This is a genomic window from Polynucleobacter sp. HIN11 (assembly GCF_030297675.1).
Taxonomy (GTDB): Bacteria; Pseudomonadota; Gammaproteobacteria; order Burkholderiales; family Burkholderiaceae; genus Polynucleobacter.
In genome coordinates this window covers 237224-258938 of the sequence record NZ_AP028142.1, presented here as the reverse complement: position 1 = coordinate 258938, position 21715 = coordinate 237224, and the positions used below count along the sequence as shown (strand labels likewise).

Annotated in this window: 29 protein-coding genes; 19 read left to right on the top strand and 10 right to left on the bottom strand. The window is 48.6% G+C overall.

Going from position 1 to position 21715, the window contains the following annotated elements; genetic code table 11:
- The first annotated feature begins 21 nt into the window (after positions 1-21).
- The 3 genes from murB to QUE60_RS01400 all read left to right on the top strand — a co-directional run bounded on the left by murB (position 22) and on the right by QUE60_RS01400 (position 1865).
- Positions 22-1050 carry a UDP-N-acetylmuramate dehydrogenase gene (murB, locus tag QUE60_RS01410; RefSeq protein ID WP_286226945.1) on the top strand — a complete coding sequence of 343 codons (1029 nt, stop codon included), beginning with the start codon at positions 22-24 and terminating at the stop codon, positions 1048-1050.
- Positions 1051-1116: 66 nt separating this feature from the next.
- Positions 1117-1404 (top strand): type II toxin-antitoxin system HigB family toxin, encoded by a 288-nt coding sequence (locus QUE60_RS01405; protein WP_286226944.1) that lies wholly within the window; start codon positions 1117-1119, stop codon positions 1402-1404.
- The gene (locus QUE60_RS01400; protein WP_286226943.1) at positions 1401-1865 is read left to right on the top strand and encodes a helix-turn-helix domain-containing protein; all 465 of its coding nucleotides are present in this window, start codon (positions 1401-1403) and stop codon (positions 1863-1865) included. The genes QUE60_RS01405 and QUE60_RS01400 overlap by 4 nt, the downstream gene beginning before the upstream one ends.
- Positions 1866-2100: 235 nt before the next feature.
- Here QUE60_RS01400 and xseA read toward each other — a convergent pair whose 3' ends face one another.
- Positions 2101-3291, bottom strand: a complete 1191-nt coding sequence (gene xseA / locus QUE60_RS01395) for an exodeoxyribonuclease VII large subunit (RefSeq protein WP_286226942.1) — start codon at positions 3289-3291, stop codon at positions 2101-2103.
- Positions 3292-3643: 352 nt separating this feature from the next.
- Between xseA and QUE60_RS01390 the strand changes: the two genes are divergently transcribed.
- The 6 genes from QUE60_RS01390 to adk all read left to right on the top strand — a co-directional run bounded on the left by QUE60_RS01390 (position 3644) and on the right by adk (position 7628).
- Positions 3644-4312, top strand: a complete 669-nt coding sequence (locus QUE60_RS01390; protein ID WP_286226941.1) for a MotA/TolQ/ExbB proton channel family protein — start codon at positions 3644-3646, stop codon at positions 4310-4312.
- Positions 4309-4773 carry an ExbD/TolR family protein gene (locus tag QUE60_RS01385; protein ID WP_286226940.1) on the top strand — a complete coding sequence of 155 codons (465 nt, stop codon included), beginning with the start codon at positions 4309-4311 and terminating at the stop codon, positions 4771-4773. The genes QUE60_RS01390 and QUE60_RS01385 overlap by 4 nt, the downstream gene beginning before the upstream one ends.
- Positions 4773-5888 (top strand): tetraacyldisaccharide 4'-kinase, encoded by a 1116-nt coding sequence (gene lpxK / locus QUE60_RS01380; RefSeq protein ID WP_458574792.1) that lies wholly within the window; start codon positions 4773-4775, stop codon positions 5886-5888. The genes QUE60_RS01385 and lpxK overlap by 1 nt, the downstream gene beginning before the upstream one ends.
- Positions 5889-5941: 53 nt before the next feature.
- Entirely contained in the window at positions 5942-6133 is a 192-nt protein-coding gene (locus QUE60_RS01375; RefSeq protein WP_286224699.1) for a Trm112 family protein, read from the top strand.
- Positions 6134-6142: 9 nt separating this feature from the next.
- Positions 6143-6871, top strand: coding sequence for a 3-deoxy-manno-octulosonate cytidylyltransferase (gene kdsB, locus QUE60_RS01370; protein ID WP_286226939.1), 729 nt, complete (start codon positions 6143-6145; stop codon positions 6869-6871).
- A gap of 94 nt (positions 6872-6965) precedes the next feature.
- Positions 6966-7628 carry an adenylate kinase gene (gene adk / locus QUE60_RS01365; RefSeq protein WP_286226938.1) on the top strand — a complete coding sequence of 221 codons (663 nt, stop codon included), beginning with the start codon at positions 6966-6968 and terminating at the stop codon, positions 7626-7628.
- 5 nt (positions 7629-7633) lie between these two features.
- On the opposite strand, the gene nrdR is transcribed toward adk, so the two are convergent.
- Together nrdR and glyA are read right to left on the bottom strand one after the other, a co-directional pair.
- Positions 7634-8080, bottom strand: coding sequence for a transcriptional regulator NrdR (nrdR, locus tag QUE60_RS01360; protein WP_286226937.1), 447 nt, complete (start codon positions 8078-8080; stop codon positions 7634-7636).
- A gap of 5 nt (positions 8081-8085) precedes the next feature.
- Positions 8086-9333 (bottom strand): serine hydroxymethyltransferase, encoded by a 1248-nt coding sequence (glyA, locus tag QUE60_RS01355; protein WP_286223949.1) that lies wholly within the window; start codon positions 9331-9333, stop codon positions 8086-8088.
- Positions 9334-9437: 104 nt separating this feature from the next.
- Between glyA and tolQ the strand changes: the two genes are divergently transcribed.
- From tolQ to queC, 7 genes are all read left to right on the top strand, one after another.
- On the top strand, positions 9438-10112 hold the full coding sequence (gene tolQ, locus QUE60_RS01350) for a protein TolQ (protein WP_286223948.1): 675 nt from the start codon (positions 9438-9440) through the stop codon (positions 10110-10112).
- Positions 10113-10117: 5 nt separating this feature from the next.
- The gene (gene tolR, locus QUE60_RS01345; protein WP_286223947.1) at positions 10118-10540 is read left to right on the top strand and encodes a protein TolR; all 423 of its coding nucleotides are present in this window, start codon (positions 10118-10120) and stop codon (positions 10538-10540) included.
- A 2-nt stretch (positions 10541-10542) separates the two neighbouring features.
- Entirely contained in the window at positions 10543-11319 is a 777-nt protein-coding gene (gene tolA, locus QUE60_RS01340) for a cell envelope integrity protein TolA (RefSeq protein WP_286226936.1), read from the top strand.
- Positions 11320-11354: 35 nt separating this feature from the next.
- A complete protein-coding gene (tolB, locus tag QUE60_RS01335) occupies positions 11355-12653 on the top strand; it encodes a Tol-Pal system beta propeller repeat protein TolB (RefSeq protein ID WP_458574688.1) in 1299 nt (432 codons plus the stop codon).
- Positions 12654-12746: 93 nt separating this feature from the next.
- Positions 12747-13256, top strand: coding sequence for a peptidoglycan-associated lipoprotein Pal (gene pal / locus QUE60_RS01330; RefSeq protein ID WP_286223945.1), 510 nt, complete (start codon positions 12747-12749; stop codon positions 13254-13256).
- Positions 13257-13267: 11 nt separating this feature from the next.
- Positions 13268-13987: a tol-pal system protein YbgF gene (gene ybgF / locus QUE60_RS01325; protein WP_286225579.1), complete on the top strand. Its 720-nt coding sequence runs from the start codon at positions 13268-13270 to the stop codon at positions 13985-13987.
- 90 nt (positions 13988-14077) lie between these two features.
- Positions 14078-14755 (top strand): 7-cyano-7-deazaguanine synthase QueC, encoded by a 678-nt coding sequence (gene queC, locus QUE60_RS01320; RefSeq protein ID WP_286224697.1) that lies wholly within the window; start codon positions 14078-14080, stop codon positions 14753-14755.
- Here queC and QUE60_RS01315 read toward each other — a convergent pair.
- The 6 genes from QUE60_RS01315 to QUE60_RS01290 are packed head-to-tail and all read right to left on the bottom strand — an operon-like array spanning position 14752 to position 18435.
- Positions 14752-15372 carry a riboflavin synthase gene (locus tag QUE60_RS01315; protein WP_286223942.1) on the bottom strand — a complete coding sequence of 207 codons (621 nt, stop codon included), beginning with the start codon at positions 15370-15372 and terminating at the stop codon, positions 14752-14754. The two genes, queC and QUE60_RS01315, sit on opposite strands and share 4 nt — an antisense overlap.
- Positions 15373-15406: 34 nt before the next feature.
- The gene (gene ribD, locus QUE60_RS01310) at positions 15407-16528 is read right to left on the bottom strand and encodes a bifunctional diaminohydroxyphosphoribosylaminopyrimidine deaminase/5-amino-6-(5-phosphoribosylamino)uracil reductase RibD (protein ID WP_286226935.1); all 1122 of its coding nucleotides are present in this window, start codon (positions 16526-16528) and stop codon (positions 15407-15409) included.
- 39 nt (positions 16529-16567) lie between these two features.
- Positions 16568-17149, bottom strand: a complete 582-nt coding sequence (locus tag QUE60_RS01305) for a GspH/FimT family pseudopilin (protein WP_286225577.1) — start codon at positions 17147-17149, stop codon at positions 16568-16570.
- Positions 17142-17531: a hypothetical protein gene (locus tag QUE60_RS01300; protein WP_286226934.1), complete on the bottom strand. Its 390-nt coding sequence runs from the start codon at positions 17529-17531 to the stop codon at positions 17142-17144. Before QUE60_RS01300 ends, QUE60_RS01305 begins: the two co-directional genes overlap by 8 nt.
- A gap of 14 nt (positions 17532-17545) precedes the next feature.
- Entirely contained in the window at positions 17546-18196 is a 651-nt protein-coding gene (locus QUE60_RS01295; protein ID WP_286225576.1) for a hypothetical protein, read from the bottom strand.
- Positions 18193-18435, bottom strand: a complete 243-nt coding sequence (locus tag QUE60_RS01290; RefSeq protein ID WP_286225575.1) for a hypothetical protein — start codon at positions 18433-18435, stop codon at positions 18193-18195. The genes QUE60_RS01295 and QUE60_RS01290 overlap by 4 nt, the downstream gene beginning before the upstream one ends.
- Positions 18436-18580: 145 nt before the next feature.
- Between QUE60_RS01290 and ribBA the strand changes: the two genes are divergently transcribed.
- From ribBA to nusB, 3 genes are read left to right on the top strand one after another with little or no spacing between them, the layout of a single operon-like run.
- A complete protein-coding gene (gene ribBA / locus QUE60_RS01285) occupies positions 18581-19759 on the top strand; it encodes a bifunctional 3,4-dihydroxy-2-butanone-4-phosphate synthase/GTP cyclohydrolase II (protein ID WP_286226933.1) in 1179 nt (392 codons plus the stop codon).
- A gap of 10 nt (positions 19760-19769) precedes the next feature.
- Positions 19770-20255, top strand: coding sequence for a 6,7-dimethyl-8-ribityllumazine synthase (gene ribH / locus QUE60_RS01280; protein WP_286223935.1), 486 nt, complete (start codon positions 19770-19772; stop codon positions 20253-20255).
- 4 nt (positions 20256-20259) lie between these two features.
- Positions 20260-20745: a transcription antitermination factor NusB gene (gene nusB, locus QUE60_RS01275; protein ID WP_286224696.1), complete on the top strand. Its 486-nt coding sequence runs from the start codon at positions 20260-20262 to the stop codon at positions 20743-20745.
- Here the strand turns inward: nusB and QUE60_RS01270 are convergent.
- The gene (locus tag QUE60_RS01270; protein ID WP_286223934.1) at positions 20742-21566 is read right to left on the bottom strand and encodes a lytic transglycosylase domain-containing protein; all 825 of its coding nucleotides are present in this window, start codon (positions 21564-21566) and stop codon (positions 20742-20744) included. The two genes, nusB and QUE60_RS01270, sit on opposite strands and share 4 nt — an antisense overlap.
- Positions 21567-21715 lie beyond the last annotated feature (149 nt).

Sequence of the window (21715 nt, the reverse complement as noted above, 5' to 3'; positions counted from 1 at the left end):
AAACCCGAATAAGATTGTGGCATGAACTTTGATTGCAAGCCACTCGCCAATTACTCCTTAGAGGATCGTAATACCTTAGGCTTTGATGTGGTGGCCGAGTGGGTTTTGCCGATTACCCAAGCTGAGCAAATCCCCGCTGCGATTCGCTGGGCTAGAAATGCTGGGTTATCCCATCGCGTTCTTGGAGGAGGTAGTAACGTTGTTTTACCCGACCAATTACAAGGAGTCACCCTCCTGATGGACATCGATTTCATCGAGGTTCTAGAGAATCGTGATTCAAATACACGATTGCGGGTAGGAGCCGGGGTGAGCTGGCATGCCTTCGTTCGTTGGACCTTGGATCAAAACTATCGCGGCCTTGAAAACCTTGCCTTGATTCCTGGCACGGTTGGAGCAGCCCCCATCCAAAATATTGGCGCCTATGGGGTTGAAGTCAAAGAGTACATCGAGGCGGTGGAGGCCTACGATTGCCAAACCAATCAGTGGGTGGCTTTATCGAAGGCTGATTGCCAATTTTCGTATCGGCATAGTCTTTTTAAAGATGAGCCCAATCGCTTTGTGATCACAGCAGTAATTTTTGATCTGCCCAAGGTATGGCAACCGCGCGTGTCATATGCCGATCTCACCAACCATTTTGCTAATCGCGCAGTTGATTCAATTGCTGCCTATGAAATCTTTGATGCGGTGTGTGCCATCCGCGCTCAAAAATTACCGGACCCTAAGGTGATTGGTAATGTGGGTAGTTTTTTTCAAAATCCTGTGATTTCCAACCAGCAATTGCAATTCCTTAAAGAACAATTTCCACAGATTGTGAGTTATCCAGAATCGGCTACGCATAGCAAGTTAGCAGCCGGTTGGCTCATCGATCAATGCGGCTTCAAAGGGATGCAACTGGGTAATGTGGGGGTTCACAACAAACAGGCCCTGGTTCTTACCCATCGGGGTGGCGGGAATGCAGGGGAACTGCTTGGTCTTGCGGAGCAGATTCAGAAAAAGGTGAAAGAGACCTTCGGAGTCGACCTGATTCCTGAACCAATCTTTTTTAATTAATCCGATTCTTTTTTCATGGGCTAAATATTCTTCTTTCTTTTATTGCATTTTGCAATAAAATGGGTGATGCGCGTCATTTCCAATAAACGAATCATTGAGTTTTCAGCAAACCACCCAGATGCCCTTAAACCCTTACAAAGTTGGAGAAGAATTATTGAATCCCAGTCATTCGACAATTACTCTCAACTAAAGTCTATTTTTGGCTCAATGGATAAAGTTGAAGATTTAATTGTTTTTGATATTTGCGGAAATCGCTATCGATTAATTACTTTTATAAGTTTTCTAAAACAAATTTGTTACATTAAGCAGATTCTTACCCATGCCATTTACGATAAGGGACGGTGGAAGAAATGAACATGCTCGAATTAGAAAATGCTTGGCAACAACTTAGCAAAACTGTTGCCCTTTCTCCCATTCATAACCGAAAAGACTATGAGCGTATGGTATTGCTCGCCGACCATCTATCGGATGCGATTGGCTGCTCAAAAAAGCATTCCCTACTAAACCTTTTTGAGATCGTATGTGAATTGATTCGCTCGTATGAAAGAGAACATTTCCCAATCGATCAAGCTAAACCTCAAGAAATTCTTAAGTTTTTGATGGATCAACACGGGCTTCGACAGTCGGATCTACCTGAAATTGGTAACCAAAGCGTTATATCCCAGATTCTATCTGGAGCGAGAAAACTAAACCTTCGTCAAGTTAAAGCGATTTCGAAGCGCTTCGGTATTTCGCCTAATGTTTTGATTGAGCAGCCCATCAAAAAATCTACGATATCGATAAGAGTGGCGAGCAAACAAAAGTTGAAGGTTTAAGGATAAATCTGCATCTTCTTAAAATCTTGAGCCGACAAATGCCATTTTTCGCCATTATTCGCCAAAAGATGAATAAGAGACTGGCTTTTGGCAGGTTCCTGATTTTGATTGAAGTCCATATTAAAGAAAGCTTTAAATTTCAACTTTCAAATTAAAGTTCTCTTTAATTTGACAGACTCCATATTGGAACAATCAAGGGTCCACCCTCCAGCCCAACAGAAAATGGATTAGTTATCTATTTTTTAAAGGCAACTTGTATCTTGCCTTCTGCAAGCCAAAGCTGATACCGCTCATCCTCTCGAATATCACTGGGTTGACGTGCAGCTTTTTGGTTTTGATCCAAAATCACTGCGTAACCCCGCTCGAGCGTGCGTTGCGGATTGAGGGTTTCAAGCTGAGTAAGCCAATGTGCCTGATTGCGTTTCAGGCTCTCTAGATACATGCGTACACCTTGAGACAAACGTTGCCGCCATTGCTCAATTTGCTCGCGCATGCGCTCCGGGTTTGGTAAAGCGTGCTTGAGTCTTAGGCTGATTTGATCGAGTGTTTGAGCTTCGCGCTCGAGGCGTTGCTCCAGACGCTGAGTGATCGTGTCTTGATAGCTCTTCAGTTCTTGTAAGAGTTGCTCTCGTTTTGGGGTGGCTAATTCAGCAGCACCGGTTGGTGTCGGGGCTCGTAGGTCCGCCACAAAATCGGCAATCGTGAAATCGGTTTCGTGGCCCACCCCGCTGATGATTGGTATATCCGAACTGGCAATAGCGTGTGCCAACTGCTCGTCATTAAACGCCCATAAATCCTCAATGCTGCCACCGCCACGCACCAGAAGAATCACCTCAGCCAAGCCATCATCATTAGCCTTTTGAATGGCGTTGACGATCCCAACAGGAGCATCCTCACCCTGAACCAACGTTGGATAAATGTAGATGGGAATGTGCGAGGCCCGACGCGCTAAGGTGGTGAGCACATCTTTCAAGGCCGCAGCTTGCGTTGAGGTCACAATCGCAATTGCCTTTGGATGAGATGGAATTACGCGCTTGCGTTCCTCATCAAATAAACCCGCCTTCGCTAACTTATCTTTGAGTTTCAGAAACGCTTCATAGAGACCGCCAAGGCCTGCTTTGCGTAAAGCATGAATCGTTAGCTGCACATCACCGCGGGGCACATACATGCTGACCGAGGCACTGACCTCCACTTGATCCCCAGATTGGGGCATAAATCCAACTTGCAGATTTTTTCCCCGAAACATCACACACCGAATTTGACCTTCTTCATCCTTGAGTGAGAAATACCAATGCCCGCTGTCATAGGCTTTGAAGTTCGATACCTCCCCGCTAACCATGACAAACTCAAATTGTTCGGTCAAGGACTCAGCAATGGCGCGGTTTAGATCGCCAACGCTCAGGATCGGGCTTGATTTTTCCGTCATTGATTTGTCACTTTCCAGTAACTATATGGCCTTGCGGGTCGCGACATATCCACAAGCCTTGGCTGATCGAAATAGTAAGAAAGTTAGTGAATACTCGCTCTTTATCAATGTCGCTTTCATCCAACAGTAAATTTGCAAGTAATTGATTTAAATGCATATTTTTATCATTGGAATTGACCGATCTTTAGGCATAAATCAAGGACTTACACCACCCATCAAGGACTTAGGGTGGACTTTGCTCAAAGTTTTGCACAGAGTTATCCACAAGCCGGCGGGAAAGCCCGTGATTTGATAAAACCGGTTTACTGGATGGAATACAGTTATCCGCTTTTTTGGGCTTTTCTGAATTTGCATGAAAATACCGTTCATGTATTCCATCTTAATCGCTGCTGGCTGGCCGATCTGGCCACTTCTTGCTATATCCATCCTAGGCCTTGCCATTTTGCTCGAACGCAGCTGGTATTTGCGCAAAACCCACATTGTTCGCAAACAGTCGATTGAAGAGGCCTTTGCTGCCACCCCGACCTTAGCTAATGATCCCAACTTCATCAATCACCTCACGAGTTCCTCCCCGATTGGCGGACTATTGGCCGGTGTCTTACGTGAGCATGCCCTGGGGCACTCGGCCGAGGTTGCCATCGAAGAGATCCAGATCCTTGCACAAAACCTATGGACCAAATTAGATCGCTATCTAGGTGCGCTCGCAACAATCGCCACTGTTGCCCCCCTTCTAGGTCTCTTTGGCACTGTGGTTGGCATGATTGAGATCTTTGGTAGTCAAGGTGGCACGATTGGTAGTGCGGTCAATGCTGCCAGCGTTGGGGCGACTAATCCTCAGCAATTGGCGCACGGTATCTCGATTGCACTCTACAACACCGCGTTTGGTCTTTTAATCGCAATCCCAGCATTGGCTGGATGGCGGATCTTACGTGCAGTGGCCGATCAACGCCAACGTGAGTGCGAGGAATGTACCCGACAGTTGTTTAAGAAGTTGTACCCACAATCTTCTTCATCTTCATGAGCTGGCTCGACACTTCACACAAAAGCTCCTCTCGCTTTGGCATGAATTTGGGTCGCTCATCCCGCTCGTTTTCCTATGCCGAACCTGAAATCAATCTGATTGCATTTATTGATGTTCTTTTGGTCATCCTGATCTTTTTGATGATCTCTACTACCTTTACCAAGTTTCAAGAAATTGCGATTACCTTGCCAACGGCTTCAGGCGTCGAGACTGTCGATTCAGCGCGTGAGATCAATATTGCGGTGAGTAGCGATGGCCGCTTTGCTCTCAACGGCAAGGTTATGAATCGCGCTCAATTAGGTAGCGCTCTCAAGCAAATGAATGCTTCATCCGAGCAAAACCTACGCATTAGTATTGATGCCGATGCTCGCGCACCACATCAAGCGGTCATGACGGTATTGGAACTGGCGCGTGATGCGGGTCTTCCCAATATCGCCTTTAGTAGTCAGGCCAAAAAATAATGCTGTTTAGGACCGCGCCGCGCTTTTGGGAAAAATCTTCTTTTACTCAATCGCCCATTAGAGCACTTATCGATCGCTTCATCAGTCTTGTTTTACTGCCCTTGGCATGGCTCTATGGCCTCGTGGTTTGGATCAAGCAGTTGATCGTGGACTCTGGGCTATTGCACACCCTTAGGATCTATCGGGCTGCGCCAGTTCCCATCATCATCGTGGGCAACATTCGGGTGGGGGGTACGGGTAAGACACCACTCGTGATTGCGCTTGCCAATGAATTGATCGAACGAGGTTTTAGGCCTGGCGTGATTAGCCGTGGCTATCTACCCAATACGCGTTCATCACTCACACAACCCACACGTGTTGATCGTCATAGTAAGCCCAATCAAGTTGGCGATGAGCCAGTACTCATGGCACAACGCATTCACGACTCCGTGCCGATATGGGTCTATCGCAAACGCAAGGCCTGTATAGACGCACTTTTACAATCCCATCCCGAGGTCAATGTGATCATCAGTGATGATGGTTTACAGCATGTGGCCTTATTGCGCTGGCCTGCGCGCGAAGGCGGACGTGATTTAGAGTTGGTCGTTGAGGATGAGCGCGGGGATGGCAATGGCAGACTCTTGCCTGCTGGCCCATTACGCGAGAGTGCTAAGCGTGAGCGCGATGCAACCATCACTATTAGCGAATTCCCTCCCCAGAGAGAGCCTTTTCCTAGTTCTCGCGAACTGCATCTCAGCCCAATAATCGATAGTGTGTATCCCCTACATCGGCCCAATGAGCCAGTCAGCTTTACACACATGCTTAGTCGCTTGATTGGATTAAAAGTGGGAGCACTTGCAGCCATTGGTAATCCCAAGAAGTTTTTTGATGCGCTTACCAAACTGGGGGTGCATATTGATCAAACTCTAGCCCTGTCCGATCACACGCAAGTTCACCACAATGATCTCAAAGCCCTTAGCGTGGATCTCATCCTAATCACCGAGAAAGATGCCGTGAAATGTGCTGATATTGAGGATTCTCGTATTTGGGTCGTTCCCATGCGCCTAGAGATCCCACCCATGTTTAGTGATTGGGTGCAAGAGGTCATCACGCGGCCCAATCCCTATCGCAAATAGGCAGTCCTATTGGGCTATGATGAGTACATGGCAATAATTGAGGTGCTGAGATGATGAACAAAAATTTACTCGATATTGTGGTGTGTCCCATTTGTAAGAGTTCGCTGCATTTGGATGAAGAGAAACACGAACTGATTTGTAAAGTGGATAAGCTCGCCTATCCCATTCGGGATGACATTCCGGTCATGCTAGTTGATGAAGCGCGCAGTCTCAGTTCTGAAGAAGCTGCTGCTCTCTCTAAATAATTACTTGCGATGACCGTATTTACCGTTGTAATCCCGGCACGTTTAGCATCGACACGGCTTGAGCGCAAAGCGCTTGCGGATCTGGGTGGTAAGCCGATGGTAGTACGCGTAGCCGAACGTGCTCAACAATCGAAAGCAAAACAAATTTTGGTTGCCACCGATGCCGTTGAGATTGAAGCTGCCTGCCATGCGGCGGGATTCAATGTCCTCATGACTCGCGCTGATCATCCAAGCGGTACTGATCGGATTGCGGAGGTTGCCTCTCGTTTAGAGCTAGATGACGAGGCACTGATTGTGAACGTACAAGGGGATGAGCCTTTAATTCCAGTGGAGCTCATCAATCAAGTGGCCGACACTCTGGCAGCGAATTCAGAGTGCGTGATGAGTACAGCCGCTGTAGCCATTCAAAATGTTGAAGAAATTACGAATCCTAATGCGGTAAAAGTGGTCCTCAATCAACAACACGAGGCCTTGTACTTCTCTCGAGCAGCTGTGCCCTACGATCGCACTCAATCGTCACCCACTTACTATCGCCATATCGGTATCTATGCCTACCGCGTGGGTTTTCTAAAAAAGTATGCCCAACTTGCAACCTCGCCATTAGAGGTTGCAGAGTCTTTAGAGCAGTTGCGTGTGCTCTGGCACGGCTACCGCATCGCAGTGCATCTCGCCACTGAACTCCCACCAGCCGGCGTAGACACCCTCGAAGATCTGGAGCGCGTTCGTAAATTCTTTTAAGGGATTTCGCTAAGAAGCAGGTCCCAATAAATCTGCTCTAAGTCGGTGCAATCAATTAGACTATAGGGAATGAAAGAACAAGACAGGGGATGACATGCGCTTAATTTTGCTAGGTGCTCCAGGTGCGGGCAAGGGAACGCAAGCCCAATTTATTTGTGAAAAGTTTGGGATTCCGCAAATCTCCACTGGCGATATGCTACGCGCCGCCGTTAAAGCGGGTACTCCTCTCGGAATCGCTGCCAAGAAAATTATGGATGGGGGTGGCTTGGTGTCTGATGAGATCATCATTGGCCTTGTTAAAGATCGCTTAACCCAACCGGATTGCCATAAAGGTTATCTCTTTGATGGCTTTCCCAGAACCATTCCACAAGCGCAAGCCATGAAAGATGCGGCGGTACCGATTGACTACGTGCTTGAGATTGATGTGCCCTTTGATGCCATTATTGAGCGCATGAGTGGTCGCCGTGTTCACCCCGCTTCCGGTCGCTCCTATCACATCAAATTTAATCCACCGAAAGTCGAGGGCAAAGATGATGTGACGGGTGAGCCGCTTATTCAGCGTGATGACGATCAAGAGGCAACCGTTAAGAAACGTTTGCAGGTCTACACTGATCAAACGCGCCCTCTGGTGGACTACTACTCAAAGTGGGCGAGTGAGCCAGCAAGCGCTGGGGTGAAGGCGCCTGCCTATCGCAAGGTATCTGGAACAGGTTCGGTGGACGATATCACCAAAGCAATCTTTGCAGCGCTGCAGTAAGTTTTCTACTTTAGCTCTTTGAGAGCACTTTCGAACGACTCAAGATCGGCAAAGCTGCGATAGACCGATGCAAAGCGAATGTAGGCGACTTTATCTAGGCGTTTGAGCTCACGCATGACTAGTTCACCAACGCGCTCGCTAGGAATTTCTTTTTCACCAAAAGCCATCAGTTTTTCTTCGATGCGTCCGATCGCATCATCAACTGCATCCGAGGAAACCGGGCGTTTGCGCAATGCCAAACGAATTGAACTTACTAACTTCTCATGGCTGTACTCCACGCGACTGCCATTTTTTTTCACAATGGCCGGCAGACTTAATTCAGCCCGCTCGTAAGTGGTGAAGCGCTTATCGCACGATGCACAGCGCCTGCGGCGTCTGACCGAATCGCCCTCATCCGATACCCGGGTATCCATCACCTGGGTATCGTCACTATGGCAAAACGGGCAACGCATGGGGCTTAATTTCCGTAGACGGGGAAACGTTTAGTAAGCGCATTCACTTGCTCGCGCACCTTTGCCAAATGATTGGCATCATTCGGATGATCGAGCACATCCGCAATTAGTTGCCCCACTTGCTTGGCTTCGGCCTCTTTAAAGCCACGCGTGGTCATGGCGGGTGAGCCCAAGCGAATCCCACTCGTCACCATCGGTTTCTCAGGATCGTTGGGAATCGCATTTTTGTTCACGGTAATGTGAGCAGCGCCTAATGCGGCCTCAGCTTCCTTACCGGTAATTTTCTTCGCACGTAGATCGACGAGCATCACGTGCGACTCCGTTCTACCCGAGACAATCCGTAGGCCCCGCTCAATCAACGAATTTGCTAAGGCTTGCGCATTGGCAATTACCTGCTTTTGATAGTCTTTAAAGCTGGGCTCCAAGGCTTCTTTAAACGCCACCGCCTTTGCCGCAATCACGTGCATTAGCGGCCCACCTTGCATACCTGGAAATACCGCAGAGTTAATGGCTTTCTCATGCTCAGCTTTCATGAGAATGATGCCACCGCGTGGACCACGTAGACTCTTGTGCGTCGTTGAGGTCACCACGTCGGCATAAGGCACTGGATTGGGGTACACACCTGCAGCGATCAATCCTGCGTAGTGCGCCATATCGACCATAAAAATAGCGCCGATCTCTTTGGCTACTTTTGCAAAGCGCTCAAAATCAATCTGCAAAGAATAAGCGGACGCACCAGCAATGATGAGTTTTGGTTTTTTCTCACGCGCTAAGCGCTCCATTTGCTCGTAATCAATCGCTTCGTTTTGATCGAGTCCATAGGAGATCGCGTTAAACCATTTACCGCTCATATTAAGGGCCATACCATGCGATAAATGTCCGCCCTCAGCAAGGCTCATGCCCATAAAGGTATCGCCAGGCTTCAGAAAGGCCAAGAAAACCGCTTGATTAGCCGATGCTCCGCAATGGGGTTGCACATTGGCGGCGTCGGCTCCAAACAATTTCTTGACTCGATCGATCGCCAATTGCTCAGCCACATCGACAAACTCACAGCCACCGTAATAGCGCTTGCCGGGATAACCCTCGGCATATTTGTTGGTTAATTGTGAGCCCTGAGCGGCCATCACTGCGGGTGAGGTATAGTTTTCAGAGGCGATGAGCTCAATATGCTCCTCTTGACGACGGTTCTCGTTTTGGATGCTAGTCCATAACTCAGGGTCAATGTGCGCTAAAGTGTGCTGACGATCAAACATAGTGGCTTCCTAATTAATCACAAATCAATACCAAAATACGACAATTAAATTGCGGCAATCCAGTGAGGATTGGCTAAAATTACCCTCCATAATACAAAGTCCTTATGAACCCTACTGAAGACCTTTCTATTCTGACCCTGGTTCTCAACGCCAGCATCTTGGTTCAAGCGGTGATGGTATTGCTCTTGAGCCTCTCTGTGGCCTCGTGGACCATCATTTTTCGAAAGGGCTCAAACTTACGCGCAGCGCGCCGTGAGACGGAGCGCTTTGAGCGTGATTTTTGGGCGGGTGGCGACTTACAAACCTTATTTGAGGCTGCCCAGCGCAAAATGAGTAGCGCTGGTACCCAAGTCAATGCAGCAGTTTTAGAGCGCATCTTCGCTGCCGGGATGCAGGAGTTTTTAAAGGCCAAAGAAATCGATGCGGCACGGCGCGCGATGAAAGCCGCCTATCAACGCGAGATGGATCGCCTTGAAGCCAATTTGCCCTTTCTAGCATCCGTTGGCTCAGTATCTCCTTACATTGGACTCCTCGGAACAGTCTGGGGGATCATGCACGCCTTTCGCGGTTTGGCCAATGTGCAACAAGCGACTCTTGCGTCTGTGGCCCCAGGCATTGCAGAAGCGCTGGTAGCTACTGCGATCGGATTATTTGCAGCCATCCCTGCGGTCGTGGCTTATAACCGTTACTCCACCGATATTGATCGCCTCTCGATTCATTTTGAATCCTTTATCGAAGAGTTCACGAATATTTTGCAACGTCAAGGCGCTCGCCTCTAATCATCATGGCTAGCCGCTCATCCTTTCGCTCCTCTCGTCGGAAAGCGATTGCGGACATTAATGTGGTCCCCTACATCGATGTGATGTTGGTGCTCTTAGTCATCTTTATGGTGACCGCCCCACTCGTTAACCCCGGAGTGGTCAATCTTCCAACGGTGGGAGGCGCCAAGGTTCAAGCCCTACCCCCAGTCTTTATTACGATTGGCGCTGATGAGGCCATTACGATTCGTAAAGAGGGTGAAAGCGCACAAACTATTTCTAAATTAGAGCTCGGTGCCTTTGCGCGCTCCCAAGCCGAGAAATCTGCCGAGCAACCGGTTGTTCTAGCGGCCGATAAATCCATCAAATACGAAGTGGTGATGGATGTGATGTCACGCTTAAAAGAAAATGGCGTCAAACGCGTGGGATTGGCGGTTCGCAGTCAGTAATCATGCCAAGTGCAACTATCAATGCCTCCTGGCAGTTTCATGCGGATCGCGAACCAGGAACCACCAAAGCGCTTGTACTCTCATTAGGGGCCCATCTTTTTCTGATTACTTTACTGACTTTGGGGATTCATTGGAAAACGAGTTCCAGCCCTGCTGGTGTTGAGGTGGAGCTCTGGGATGCAAGCGTTCCACCCCCAAGTGTTACACCCGCCCCCATAATGGATGTAAAGCCCGAAGCGGCTGAAATCGTTATTAAGAAAACCAAACCACCGCCTGAGCCACCCAAAGAGGCAGTAAGAAAACCCGAGCCCAAGCCTGAGAAAAAAGCAGAATCCAAGCCACCCGAGAAAAAAGTGGACACTAAAGAAGATGCGGCTGCTAAAAAAGCTGCCGCTGCTGCGGAGAAAGCACGCCTGGATCAATTGGCCCGTTTAAAAGCAGCTGCAGGTGCTGAAGGCGGTAGTGGCGGCAAAGTGGGTGATGGCGTCGGTGCGGGCGGTAATGCCCCACCCGGCTACGCCGATCGGGTACGCAAAAAAATTAAACCCCTCATCGTCTTTAATACGGAGTCCACCAGCGGTAATCCAACGGTGGTGGTATTGGTTGATCTCGCTCCCGATGGCATGATTTTGAAACGGACCGTGACCTCGCCCAGCACCGATCCAGCCTGGGATCGTGCGGTCCTAATTGCGATTGATCGTGCCGAGAGCCTACCGCGTGACGAAAACGGCAAAATCCCGATGCGTCAAATCAAATTAACCTTTAAACCAAAAGATTAATTCAGGGTTCATAACAAGCGTCTAGAATATTGATCATGATATTCCAGCGCTTATGCACCATTCCCCTACTGGCACTTGGCATCATCATGGGGCTTTTCATCAACCCCGCGCATGCTCAAATGAATATTGAGATCAAGGGTGTTGGCCAAACCCTCTATCCGATTGCGGTTTCCCGATTTAAAGATGAGGACAAATTACCGGTCAAGATTTCTGATGTGATTCGCCAAAATCTCACACGTAGTGGTTACTTCCGAAATGTCGAGCTTGGCAATGGAGTCGAAGACGATCAAGTTGTTCCTAACTTCAAAACGTGGGCGGCGCGCGGCGCTGATGCCTTGGCAGTTGGGTCGGTCACCCAAAAATCCCCAGGGCAGTATGAGGTTCGTTACCGCTTATACGACATTCGTAAGGGCGAGAGTCTTAATGGATTAATTGTTTCAGCCAGTGAAGATAACTTGCGCCTGGCAGCCCACAAAATTTCAGATGACATCATCTTCAAACTCTTGGGTGAGCGCGGCGTATTCTCCACCCGTCTGTCATATGTCATGAAAGAGGGTAAGCGCTATCGCTTAGTCATCTCGGACGCCGATGGTCAGAATATGCGCAACGCGCTCAATAGTAGTGAGCCCATCATTTCTGTAGCGTGGTCGCCCGATGGTCAAAAGATCGCTTATGTATCCTTTGAAGATCGCAAGCCCATCGTTTATGTGCATGAGCTGGCGACAGGCCGTCGCATTGTTCTCTCCAATGAGCGCGGCAACAACAGCGCCCCATCCTGGGCTCCCGACGGCAAAAGCCTAGCAATCTCACTCTCCAAAGATGGCAATACGCAAATCTATCGAGTCAATGCCGATGGCAGTAATCTAAGGCGCCTCACACAAGGCAATACGATTGATACCGAGCCACAGTTTTCTCCCGACGGTAAATTTATTTATTTCACGAGCGATCGTGGCGGCAATCCACAAATTTATCGGATGAGTGCCGATGGAGAGCGCGGCGAACCAGCTAGACGAATCACCTTTAAGCAACCCTATGCAACCTCAGCGCGTATCTCACCCGATGGTAAGTACTTGGCTTACATCGGCGGTGCAGGCGGCGGCTTCAAGCTCTTTTTAATGAATCTCCTCACGGGTGATAGCACTCCCATGACCGATACCAGCTTTGATGAGTCCCCAAGTTTTGCGGCCAACGGTCGCTACATTCTGTACTCAACCCAAGTCGGGGGTAAAAAAGTATTGGCAGCGGTTTCGGTTGATGGCTATGTCAAACAAATATTAAGTGTTCCAGGATCCGATGTACGTCAACCATCCTGGGGACCATTTATGGATCGCTAATCGGTTTTAGTGATGCATGATCCGAGGCATAATAGTGGTCAGTATGTAATTCATCGGTTTACGAAGACCATCAATTTATTCGAGGGAGAGCGCATGAAAACCACATCACCCCAGCGTCGCTTAGTACTAACCAGCATTTTGGGAGGCATTGGCTTACTCAGTGCGTGCTCGTCGGGCGTTAAATTAGATGATGTCAGTACCATGAAAACCCAAGAGGCCAAGAGTAGCAATATTGCTTCTCAGCCATGGAATGACCCTAAGAGCCCGCTCTTTCAGCGCAGCATCTATTTTGACTTTGATGAATACACCATCAAACCCCAATATCAAAATATGCTACAAGCCGGAGCTGCTTTCTTAAAACAAAACCCCCAACAAAAGATCATGATTCAGGGCAATACCGATGATCGTGGTACCGCCGAATATAACCTCGCTCTTGGTCAACGACGCTCAGATGCCGTTCGTAAAGCCCTCGCAGCGCTGGGCGTACCCGATAGCCAAATGGAAGCCGTGAGTCTTGGTAAAGAAAAACCCAAAGCAGAAGGTAACACCGAAGCTGCATGGGCTGAGAACCGTCGCGCTGACATCATTTACATCACCAAATAAGAGCAAATCGCTTGACCGCTATCTCCAGATTTATTCATACCGCTCTTACGATTGCATTGGGGGCATTACTTTCAAGTAATGCGTGGGCGATCTTCTCGGATGACGAGGCTCGCAAAGCAATCCTAGAGATGCGCAAATCGGTTCAAGCCTCGCAAGGCGCGATTCTGGATTTACAAAATCAAATCGAGAAACTGCGTACAGAAAACGCCCAACTACGCGGCCAAATCGAGACCTTGCAAAAGCAAACGGAAGATCTCACCAAGAATCAAAAAACCTACTATCAAGATTTAGATAATCGCCTGACTCGATTTGAACCTCAAACCGTCGAGGTGGAAGGTGTGACTGGTGTGGTTCAACCTGGTGAGCGGTCTGCATATGAAGAAGCGCTCAATGCATTTCAGAACAATCAGCTCAAAAAAGCCGATACCGATCTCAATGCGTTTATCCGGAAATACCCATCTAGCCCTTATTTACCCCTTGCACTCTTTTGGTCCGGTAATACCAAGTACGCACTGAAGGATTACAACGGCTCCATCAATCAATTACAAACTTTGATTACCCGCTTCCCAGGCCATCAACGGGTTCCCCCAGCAATGCTCACGCTTGGCAATGCCAATCTTGAGTCGGGGAAGAAAGCGGTGGCCAAAAAGGTCCTAAGCGATCTAATTGCCAAATACCCAGACTCTGAGGCTGCCAAAGAAGCAAAGTCGATTGTTGCCAATATCAAGTAAGTAAATCCTGGATTTCTAATTTTGGACTTTTCTGCTCTCCGGCATTCGTTTACTCCAGCACAGGCACGCTCTCCCAATAGCCCTGCAGTCATTCTGTTCTCTGGCGGTTTGGACTCCACGACTATTCTGGCGCTTGCCAAACAACTCGGCTATCGCTGTTATGCCCTCTCAGTTCATTACGGCCAAAAGCATTCGTCTGAGTTAGATGCTGCAAAACGGATTGCCCAGTCGTTCGGTGTTGAGCGCCATGAAGTTATCCACCTGGATCTTGCCCGCTTTGGTGGGTCCGCCCTCACTGACGAGATGCTGCGTGTTCCAACCGAGGGCGATCCAAAGACAACAGACATCCCGATTACCTATGTACCCGCTCGCAACACCATCATGCTCTCGATGGCCCTAGCCTGGGCCGAGTCTCTAGGCAGTATTGATGTGTTCTATGGTGCTAATGCAGTGGATTACTCTGGGTATCCAGATTGTCGGCCTGAGTATGTGAAGTCCTTCGAAACCATGGCGAACTTAGCCACAAAAGCTGGGGTCGAATCTACTAATGAGCAGCACCGATTTCGGATCCACGCGCCCATCATTTCCATGAGTAAGGCCCAGATCATTCAACTGGGTCAGTCCTTAGGAATCGACTACAGCCAAACCGTTTCGTGCTATCAAGCCAATCAAGAAGGTCAAGCCTGCGGCGTTTGTGAATCGTGTCAACTTCGTAAAGTAGGATTTAAAGAGGCTGGGGTAGCCGATCCAACGAGATATCAGTATTAAGTTGAGTCTTTACTGAGCATGCGCGCCACATAACGCGCGATCAGATCCACTTCCAAGTTAACGTGATCGCCTACCTTGAGTTGGCCAAGGGTGGTGTGATCCAGGGTATGAGGAATGATGTTAATTTCAATGGGGCATTGAGATTGATCTTTGGGCCCCGCTTGATTGACCGTTAGCGATACGCCATTGACTACTATCGATCCTTTGTAGGCCAGATAAGGGGCCAATGATTGCGGGGCATCGATTACTAATTTCCATGAGCCATAGGCATCGCCTTGAACGGGGGTAAATGATTGAACCGTACCTATTCCATCGACATGGCCACTGACCAAGTGGCCTCCGAGACGATCATTAAATCGTAGAGCCTTTTCTAGATTCACAGAACCAAGTTTGTCGAGTCCTGTTGTTTTTGAGATCGACTCCTTAGAAACATCCACTTCAAAGGCGTTGGCTTGCATAGTCGTAACCGTCATGCAGGCGCCATTAAGGGCGATGCTATCCCCGATCGCCACATCATCAAGATAGTTAGCAGGGGTTGTGACGGTTAAATGGAGGCCATCCCCTTTGGGAGCGAGATGGGTAATTTCACCAATCGCGGTAATGATTCCAGTAAACATGAATGCACTATATCAGTTTGGAGAGCAATAAATACTATGGGCGTACAGCACGAATGCGCAGGTCATCTCCGATCAAAGTGTGCTCCATAATCTTCCAAGCACTGCGCTCAGAAAGCTCTTGAAGTGATCCAATATTGGCCATTCCCAGGCCCTCACCCAAAAAGCAGGGCGCCTGATAGATGAGTAGCTCATCGACACAGCTCTCACGAATGAGTGAACCATTTAATTTGTAACCTGCTTCAACATGCACTTCATTAATCTCACGCTCTTTAGCCAAATACGCAAGGAGTTTAGGTAAGTCCACCTTACCCTTTGCATTCGCAAGTTGCACTACTTCAATACCGCGCCCTGCCAACTCTTTTTGGGTTTTCTGTAAGTGGCCTGACTCTGGATTAGCGCAAACGATGATGGCATTCGCATCACTCAGCACCTTAGCTCCTAGCGGAATCTCCAATTGCGAATCCACAATCACTCGTAATGGCTGACGCTGAGTGCTCACCTCACGTACCGTGAGAGCTGGATCATCTTCCCTGACCGTACCCACCCCCGAAAGAATGGCGCATGCTTGGGCCCGCCAATGATGACCATCGGCACGCGCAGCTGGTCCTGTAATCCACTGACTCTTACCATTGAGTAGCGCAGTACGACCATCCAAACTCGATGCAATCTTCATGCGCATATATGAAAGACCCTGGGTCATGCGTTTGATAAATCCAGGATTTAGTAAGGCCGCTTCATGCGCCATTAAACCAAGATCCACCTGAATGCCATGCTTTTGTAAGCTTGCGATACCCTGCCCCGAGACCTTGGGATTGGGATCTTGCATGGCAATGACCACGCGCTGTGGAGAAAGTTTTATCAGCGCATCACAACACGGGGGTGTGCGACCAGTATGCGAACAAGGTTCCAACGTGACATAAAACGTACTGGCAGCAAAATCAGCGTCACCTGCTCCCAACCGTCGTGCATTAGCGATCGCCTCAATCTCAGCGTGCTGAGACCCCACTTGCTGGGTAAATCCTTTACCCAAAATCTGCTCACCCTTGGTGATCACGCAACCCACCCGTGGATTTGGGTTAGAGAGGTATAGGGCTTTCTTAGCCTCATCAAGTGCGAAGGCCATCATCTGCTGATCAAGTGAACTAAATTGGGTCATAGTGCTATTAAACCCGATTTATTGATCTGACTAAATACACTAACAACCCAGCCCTTTAGGATTCGTTGCAGAATTTGGGTTACATATACGCCAGCGGCCACTTGCTGCCAAGATGACATGACGCTGCAGGGATGTGTTCTTGGTGTGAGCAAAAATCAAGCGATTAGCGACAAAGCCGCCATGTTTTGATTTCGCCCCGCCCGCAGGATTAAATCGAATCTGACTTTGGCCAGAATGTGGATCCACAAACCCCTTGGAATGAATCGCAATATTAGCAGGTAAGGAATGTCGAACAATCTTTTCTGGCGAGCCATTTATATCAAGGCCCTCAAGCTGCCAACCTGAATTCCAATTCGCTTCATCATCATTCCTTGCTCTTGGCTTTAAGAGCATATCGCGACCCCGATAGAGAGCGCGCTGTCTTGCAAACTGTGCGTGGTAAATGAACTGGCGCGCCGCATGCTCGAGCTCGCGCTCATAGAACTGATTTTGGATTTGAGGAACCCCAAACATCAGCAGCAAACTGATGAGCGCGATGACCACCATCAACTCCAATAAGGTATACCCCTGCTCCCCATACCCTCGCGAGTGAAATGAATAATATTCTTGTCCTCTACTCATAGATTAGCTGCCAATTGATGCGGCTGAGGTGTTGGCTGGAGATTTGATAACGAAGCATGCTACGAAGCCGAATTCCTTGACCAACTTCCATCTCGACTGGTAGCGTGTTTTTCATTGGATGTTTCTGTTGATGGACCATTTGTGTTGCACTCATGAGCTTTAGTCGACAGCCCTCCGAACCTAATACATCGAGGTCCTCCTGCGACGAATTAGGCTCATGAATCAATGATCTTCTAAGCTGATCTTCACACTGGGTTGAGAGCGCTTCCGCTCTCTCAAACTGGGACAGATATTGGACCTGGGTCGCATGCGATTGAATCTCAAGGGCGATCACCGACTCTAACTGGGCTACCGCCCATGCCAGATAAAGTAAAAGACTCATCACCCAAAGCAATATCATGGGTTATAAATGCCATGGCGCTGACTAATGTAGCGCGTCTGCTCGATGACCCGCGTTGGGTTATTTGACCCTCCATGGGGTTGTACGCGCAGAGTAATGCCAACCAGGCCGCTTGGGGTCCGAGAGACAGTAGGCGCTTGGCTCAGTGAATGTGCTCTTACCCAGTTAATCTGCAAGGACTGAACCTTACTCAGAATTTCACCCTGATGTAACCGACCTTGACGATCGACGCTCTGACACATCAGCGTCTGGGTTCGAGAATCATGCCGACTGGGTTCTACATAAAACCGCTGATAGGCCTGTTGTTTGATAGTGCGTTCGAGTGCTAAAGGATTACCCATGCAGTCATACCCTAATTTGTCCGGAATATCTTGGGTAAGCACAATGGCATCAGAACCGCGAGAAGAGCCGCCTTTTTGGATGGTGATTGGGTTTGCTGTCAATGAATTCTGCATTGAGCTAGATTGATACCCCGCACCTTGAATCGCTCGACTGATTAACTCCAGTGAGCGATCCATATTCTGTTGTAGCAAAACTCGATCCTCGAGCTGAGCGTGATGAGTAAGTACTTGATGAACTAACCATGCAGATGGCAAAAGCAAAATAGCGCTGAGTGTGAGTGCTGTTAAGCACGCTAGTAGGCTCATTGTTTTGATCGAGGCGAATTTTTTGGTTGCTGGCTTTTGAATCGATTCAAATAAATTGCAATCTCATGCTGGTTCTTCCGATGAATCCATGCGGCATGGGACTTCTCTAATTGAATAGACTTCATGACGAGTTTTGAATAAACCGTGTGGGCGACCCTAATACTGCCCACGATAAGGGCCATCGCAATCAAAAGCTCAAATAAGACCATTCCAGATTCGGGTAAATGGTCATCGTTCATTAGGATTCTCCTGAAGTGGCTGATCCCCAAGATTGTTCATAAATCCACAGGGCTTCACCATCAGCCTCTTCTGAAAATCCTGTTGTAGAGCCCTACAAAGAGCAAGAAGGCTTAAAATGACGCTCTATTTGCAAATTCCACAACCATGCCAAACTCACTATTACCAGCCATTAGCCCCGTTCATGAGATCGTGGCCGACCTTCGTGCTGGCAAGATGATCATCTTGGTTGATGAAGAAGACCGTGAAAATGAAGGTGATTTAGTTCTTGCCGCTGATCACGTCAGTGCTGAGGCCATTAACTTCATGGCCAAGCATGGTCGCGGTCTCATTTGCCTCACCCTCACGAAAGAGCGTTGCCAGCAATTAAACCTGCCTCTGATGGTTCGAGACAATGGCACTGCCCTAGGTACAAACTTCACGGTTTCGATTGAAGCCGCCAGTGGCGTAACGACTGGGATCTCAGCAGCTGATCGAGCACGCACCATCCAGGCCGCAGTTGCCCCAAATGCCAAACCAGCCGACTTGGTTCAGCCAGGTCACGTCTTTCCTTTAATGGCTCAACCTGGAGGTGTCTTAATTCGCTCTGGCCACACGGAAGCCGGTTGTGATTTAGCAAGTCTTGCTGGTTGCTCGCCCACTGCCGTGATTTGCGAAATTATGAAAGACGATGGCAGTATGGCACGCTTGCCCGATCTCATCGAATTTGCTAAAGAGCATCAACTCAAGATTGGAACGATTGCGGATCTGATTCAGTATCGCAGTCAAACAGAGAGTATTGTGTTGCGCGAAGGCGTGCGCGAGTTTGCCAGCCCTTGGGGTCGATTTACGGGTGTAGTGTATCGAGATACGCCGAGTAACTGCTTACACCTTGCACTGGTTCAAGGAGACCCGCAGTCTGCTGAAGAATCGATTGTGCGGGTTCATGAACCGGTTACTGTTTTGGATCTTTTGGATATTGATCAATCCACGCATTCCTGGCCTTTAAGTAAAGCCCTACAAGTGATCACCAATTCACCCTGCGGCGTTGCTGTTTTACTTAATGCTGCAGGAGTTGCTGCTCCCAACGAGCTCAAATGGCTCTCACAGTTTGAGAAGTTAACTCAATTGGACCAAGGTTCCAATCACAAAACTTCAAAACCACCCGGTCAATCCGGTACGGAGCGAAAAACCGATTTCCGTAGTTACGGAATTGGGGCACAAATACTTAAAGACTTGGGTGTGCGCAAAATGCGTTTACTAGCCAACTCCTCTAGAGTACCGAGTTTGTCTGGCTATCAGTTAGAAATTATTGATCACATCCCCTACACACCAATCTCATCTTGAGGAATAGCGCATGAACGACATCGATGTCTTTGAGGCTGACTTAAATGGTCAAGACCTAAGGGTGGCAATTGTGCAAGCTCGTTTTAATGAAGAGCACTGCAAAGCGCTATCGGAAGCCTGCATTACTGAGTTACTCAATTTAGGTGTTGCTCATCAAGACATTCAACTTGTTACAGTACCTGGTGCCTTAGAGATTGGCTTTGCCCTCTCCCAACTTGCGAAGACCCACGAGTTTGATGCCATGATTGCCCTGGGCGCTGTGATTCGGGGAGAAACCTACCACTTTGAATTAGTCTCTAATGAATCTGCGAGCGCCATTACTCGCATTAGTTTGGATCACGACATTCCGATTGCCAATGGGGTGCTAACGTGCGATACCGATGATCAAGCATTTGCACGCACCCTTGAAAAGGGTCGTGATTGTGCCCGCGCCGCGGTTGAAATGGCTAATCTCGCCCTAGCAATCAATCCTGATCTCGATATTGAGTCAGCGTAATTACATGACGGCTGGATCGACCCAAAACCCAAAGCGCTCGCTCACGCCGCGAAGGCGTGCCCGCGAGTATGCCTTGCAGGGCATCTATCAGTATTTGGTGATTCAAAAGGCGGGCGAGCTAAGCGATGCCCCCTTAACAATCAGTGCGATCACAAAACAACTTGGCGAAGATCCGGCATTTAAAAAATGTCAGGGTGATTTATTTTCCAGCATCTTCAAGGGGGTGGTCGGCCAGCACCAAGAACTTGATGCACTCATTATTCCGGAGTTGGATCGACCCTTGGCTGAACTATCACCAGTAGAGCATGCTGCCATGCTGATCGGTACCTATGAGTTAGCTGCTGATCTATCGGTACCCTACAAGGTTGCAATTAATGAAGCTGTGGAGTTAGCAAAAACCTTTGGTGGCACCGATGGCCATAAATACGTCAATGGGGTTTTGGATCAGCTTGCCCAAAAACTGCGGCAAGCTGAAATCGCAGCAGATTAAACGTTACCGCCTAAGCGGCGCGCAACGTTACGCAACTCTTCGCGCTCTGTGAATACCTTATGGGTATAGGTACCAATCCCGCTAGCTGCATTGGGGGCGCCCAAATAACTCTTTAAACCATCCTCAAGCGATCCAGCGCGAGCGATACAAGCCTTCAAAATCAGAGCCCCCACCCGAATGTTTGCCTCAGGGATAAAGGCCGCTAAGGGGCCGCCATAGGGCTCAAATTTCTCTTGATGGACATGGGTTCGAACCTGCATTAATCCTTGTGCACCCGCACGGCTCTCAGCGCGCGGGTTTAGGCTAGATTCCGTCGCCATCACCGCCAAGATGAGGGTGGGGTCTAAGTTGACCTCTTTACTCACCATCATGGCTTGATTGACATAGAAAAGAGTGTCTTCTAAAGAAATCCGAAACTTTTTAGCTAAATGCTCCGCCACCGCGCGACGCTCATTCTCAGATCGCAATATAGAGCGATCAATTGCACTTAAGTCGACCAAATGTCCTGGGATTTGCGATGCGGGTCCCGCAATAGAAGGGATGCTCTGAGGATTTGAGCTCCAAAATTTGAGCTGATTAGACGACTCATCAGCCGTTAAGATTTCAGCGCTATCCGCCCCAAGAATCAGTGCACGGGCCTCTGCAGGAACTAAGTAGTGGGCAAGATCAAATATTCCAGCACCGGTGCGGGGGCCAAGCAACCAAACAGCAAGAATAGCGGCAACCATAAATGCAAAAAGGCGTTGTATGAGCCTAGCTAAGGATGCAGAGGCCAAGTGCTGTTCAATCCCAATTGTCTTTGGCAAATTAAATGGTTTCATTGCTTGGGTCACACACAATACAAAGAATCTAAATAACTAGACTCAATTTATATTGCAGTGCAACAACTGTTAAACATGCCGAATCTTAGAAACCCCTATATAACCTGTCAAGAATAAAGAAATGATTTTATATATCAATTAATTCATAT

Coding starts and splice junctions, on each gene's coding strand:
- ribD (WP_286226935.1), bottom strand. CDS start 16,528: ATGACCCAATTTAGTTCACTTGATCAGCAGATGATGGCCTTCGCACTT.
- tolB (WP_458574688.1), top strand. CDS start 11,355: ATGATATTCCAGCGCTTATGCACCATTCCCCTACTGGCACTTGGCATC.
- nusB (WP_286224696.1), top strand. CDS start 20,260: ATGACGGCTGGATCGACCCAAAACCCAAAGCGCTCGCTCACGCCGCGA.
- QUE60_RS01290 (WP_286225575.1), bottom strand. CDS start 18,435: ATGAACGATGACCATTTACCCGAATCTGGAATGGTCTTATTTGAGCTT.
- ribH (WP_286223935.1), top strand. CDS start 19,770: ATGAACGACATCGATGTCTTTGAGGCTGACTTAAATGGTCAAGACCTA.
- QUE60_RS01405 (WP_286226944.1), top strand. CDS start 1,117: ATGCGCGTCATTTCCAATAAACGAATCATTGAGTTTTCAGCAAACCAC.
- glyA (WP_286223949.1), bottom strand. CDS start 9,333: ATGTTTGATCGTCAGCACACTTTAGCGCACATTGACCCTGAGTTATGG.
- kdsB (WP_286226939.1), top strand. CDS start 6,143: ATGACCGTATTTACCGTTGTAATCCCGGCACGTTTAGCATCGACACGG.
- ribBA (WP_286226933.1), top strand. CDS start 18,581: ATGCCAAACTCACTATTACCAGCCATTAGCCCCGTTCATGAGATCGTG.
- pal (WP_286223945.1), top strand. CDS start 12,747: ATGAAAACCACATCACCCCAGCGTCGCTTAGTACTAACCAGCATTTTG.
- QUE60_RS01385 (WP_286226940.1), top strand. CDS start 4,309: ATGAGCTGGCTCGACACTTCACACAAAAGCTCCTCTCGCTTTGGCATG.
- tolR (WP_286223947.1), top strand. CDS start 10,118: ATGGCTAGCCGCTCATCCTTTCGCTCCTCTCGTCGGAAAGCGATTGCG.
- adk (WP_286226938.1), top strand. CDS start 6,966: ATGCGCTTAATTTTGCTAGGTGCTCCAGGTGCGGGCAAGGGAACGCAA.
- QUE60_RS01300 (WP_286226934.1), bottom strand. CDS start 17,531: ATGAGTCTTTTACTTTATCTGGCATGGGCGGTAGCCCAGTTAGAGTCG.
- nrdR (WP_286226937.1), bottom strand. CDS start 8,080: ATGCGTTGCCCGTTTTGCCATAGTGACGATACCCAGGTGATGGATACC.
- QUE60_RS01375 (WP_286224699.1), top strand. CDS start 5,942: ATGAACAAAAATTTACTCGATATTGTGGTGTGTCCCATTTGTAAGAGT.
- QUE60_RS01400 (WP_286226943.1), top strand. CDS start 1,401: ATGAACATGCTCGAATTAGAAAATGCTTGGCAACAACTTAGCAAAACT.
- QUE60_RS01305 (WP_286225577.1), bottom strand. CDS start 17,149: ATGAGTAGAGGACAAGAATATTATTCATTTCACTCGCGAGGGTATGGG.
- xseA (WP_286226942.1), bottom strand. CDS start 3,291: ATGACGGAAAAATCAAGCCCGATCCTGAGCGTTGGCGATCTAAACCGC.
- lpxK (WP_458574792.1), top strand. CDS start 4,773: ATGCTGTTTAGGACCGCGCCGCGCTTTTGGGAAAAATCTTCTTTTACT.
- QUE60_RS01390 (WP_286226941.1), top strand. CDS start 3,644: ATGAAAATACCGTTCATGTATTCCATCTTAATCGCTGCTGGCTGGCCG.
- tolQ (WP_286223948.1), top strand. CDS start 9,438: ATGAACCCTACTGAAGACCTTTCTATTCTGACCCTGGTTCTCAACGCC.
- QUE60_RS01270 (WP_286223934.1), bottom strand. CDS start 21,566: ATGAAACCATTTAATTTGCCAAAGACAATTGGGATTGAACAGCACTTG.
- QUE60_RS01295 (WP_286225576.1), bottom strand. CDS start 18,196: ATGAGCCTACTAGCGTGCTTAACAGCACTCACACTCAGCGCTATTTTG.
- QUE60_RS01315 (WP_286223942.1), bottom strand. CDS start 15,372: ATGTTTACTGGAATCATTACCGCGATTGGTGAAATTACCCATCTCGCT.
- murB (WP_286226945.1), top strand. CDS start 22: ATGAACTTTGATTGCAAGCCACTCGCCAATTACTCCTTAGAGGATCGT.
- tolA (WP_286226936.1), top strand. CDS start 10,543: ATGCCAAGTGCAACTATCAATGCCTCCTGGCAGTTTCATGCGGATCGC.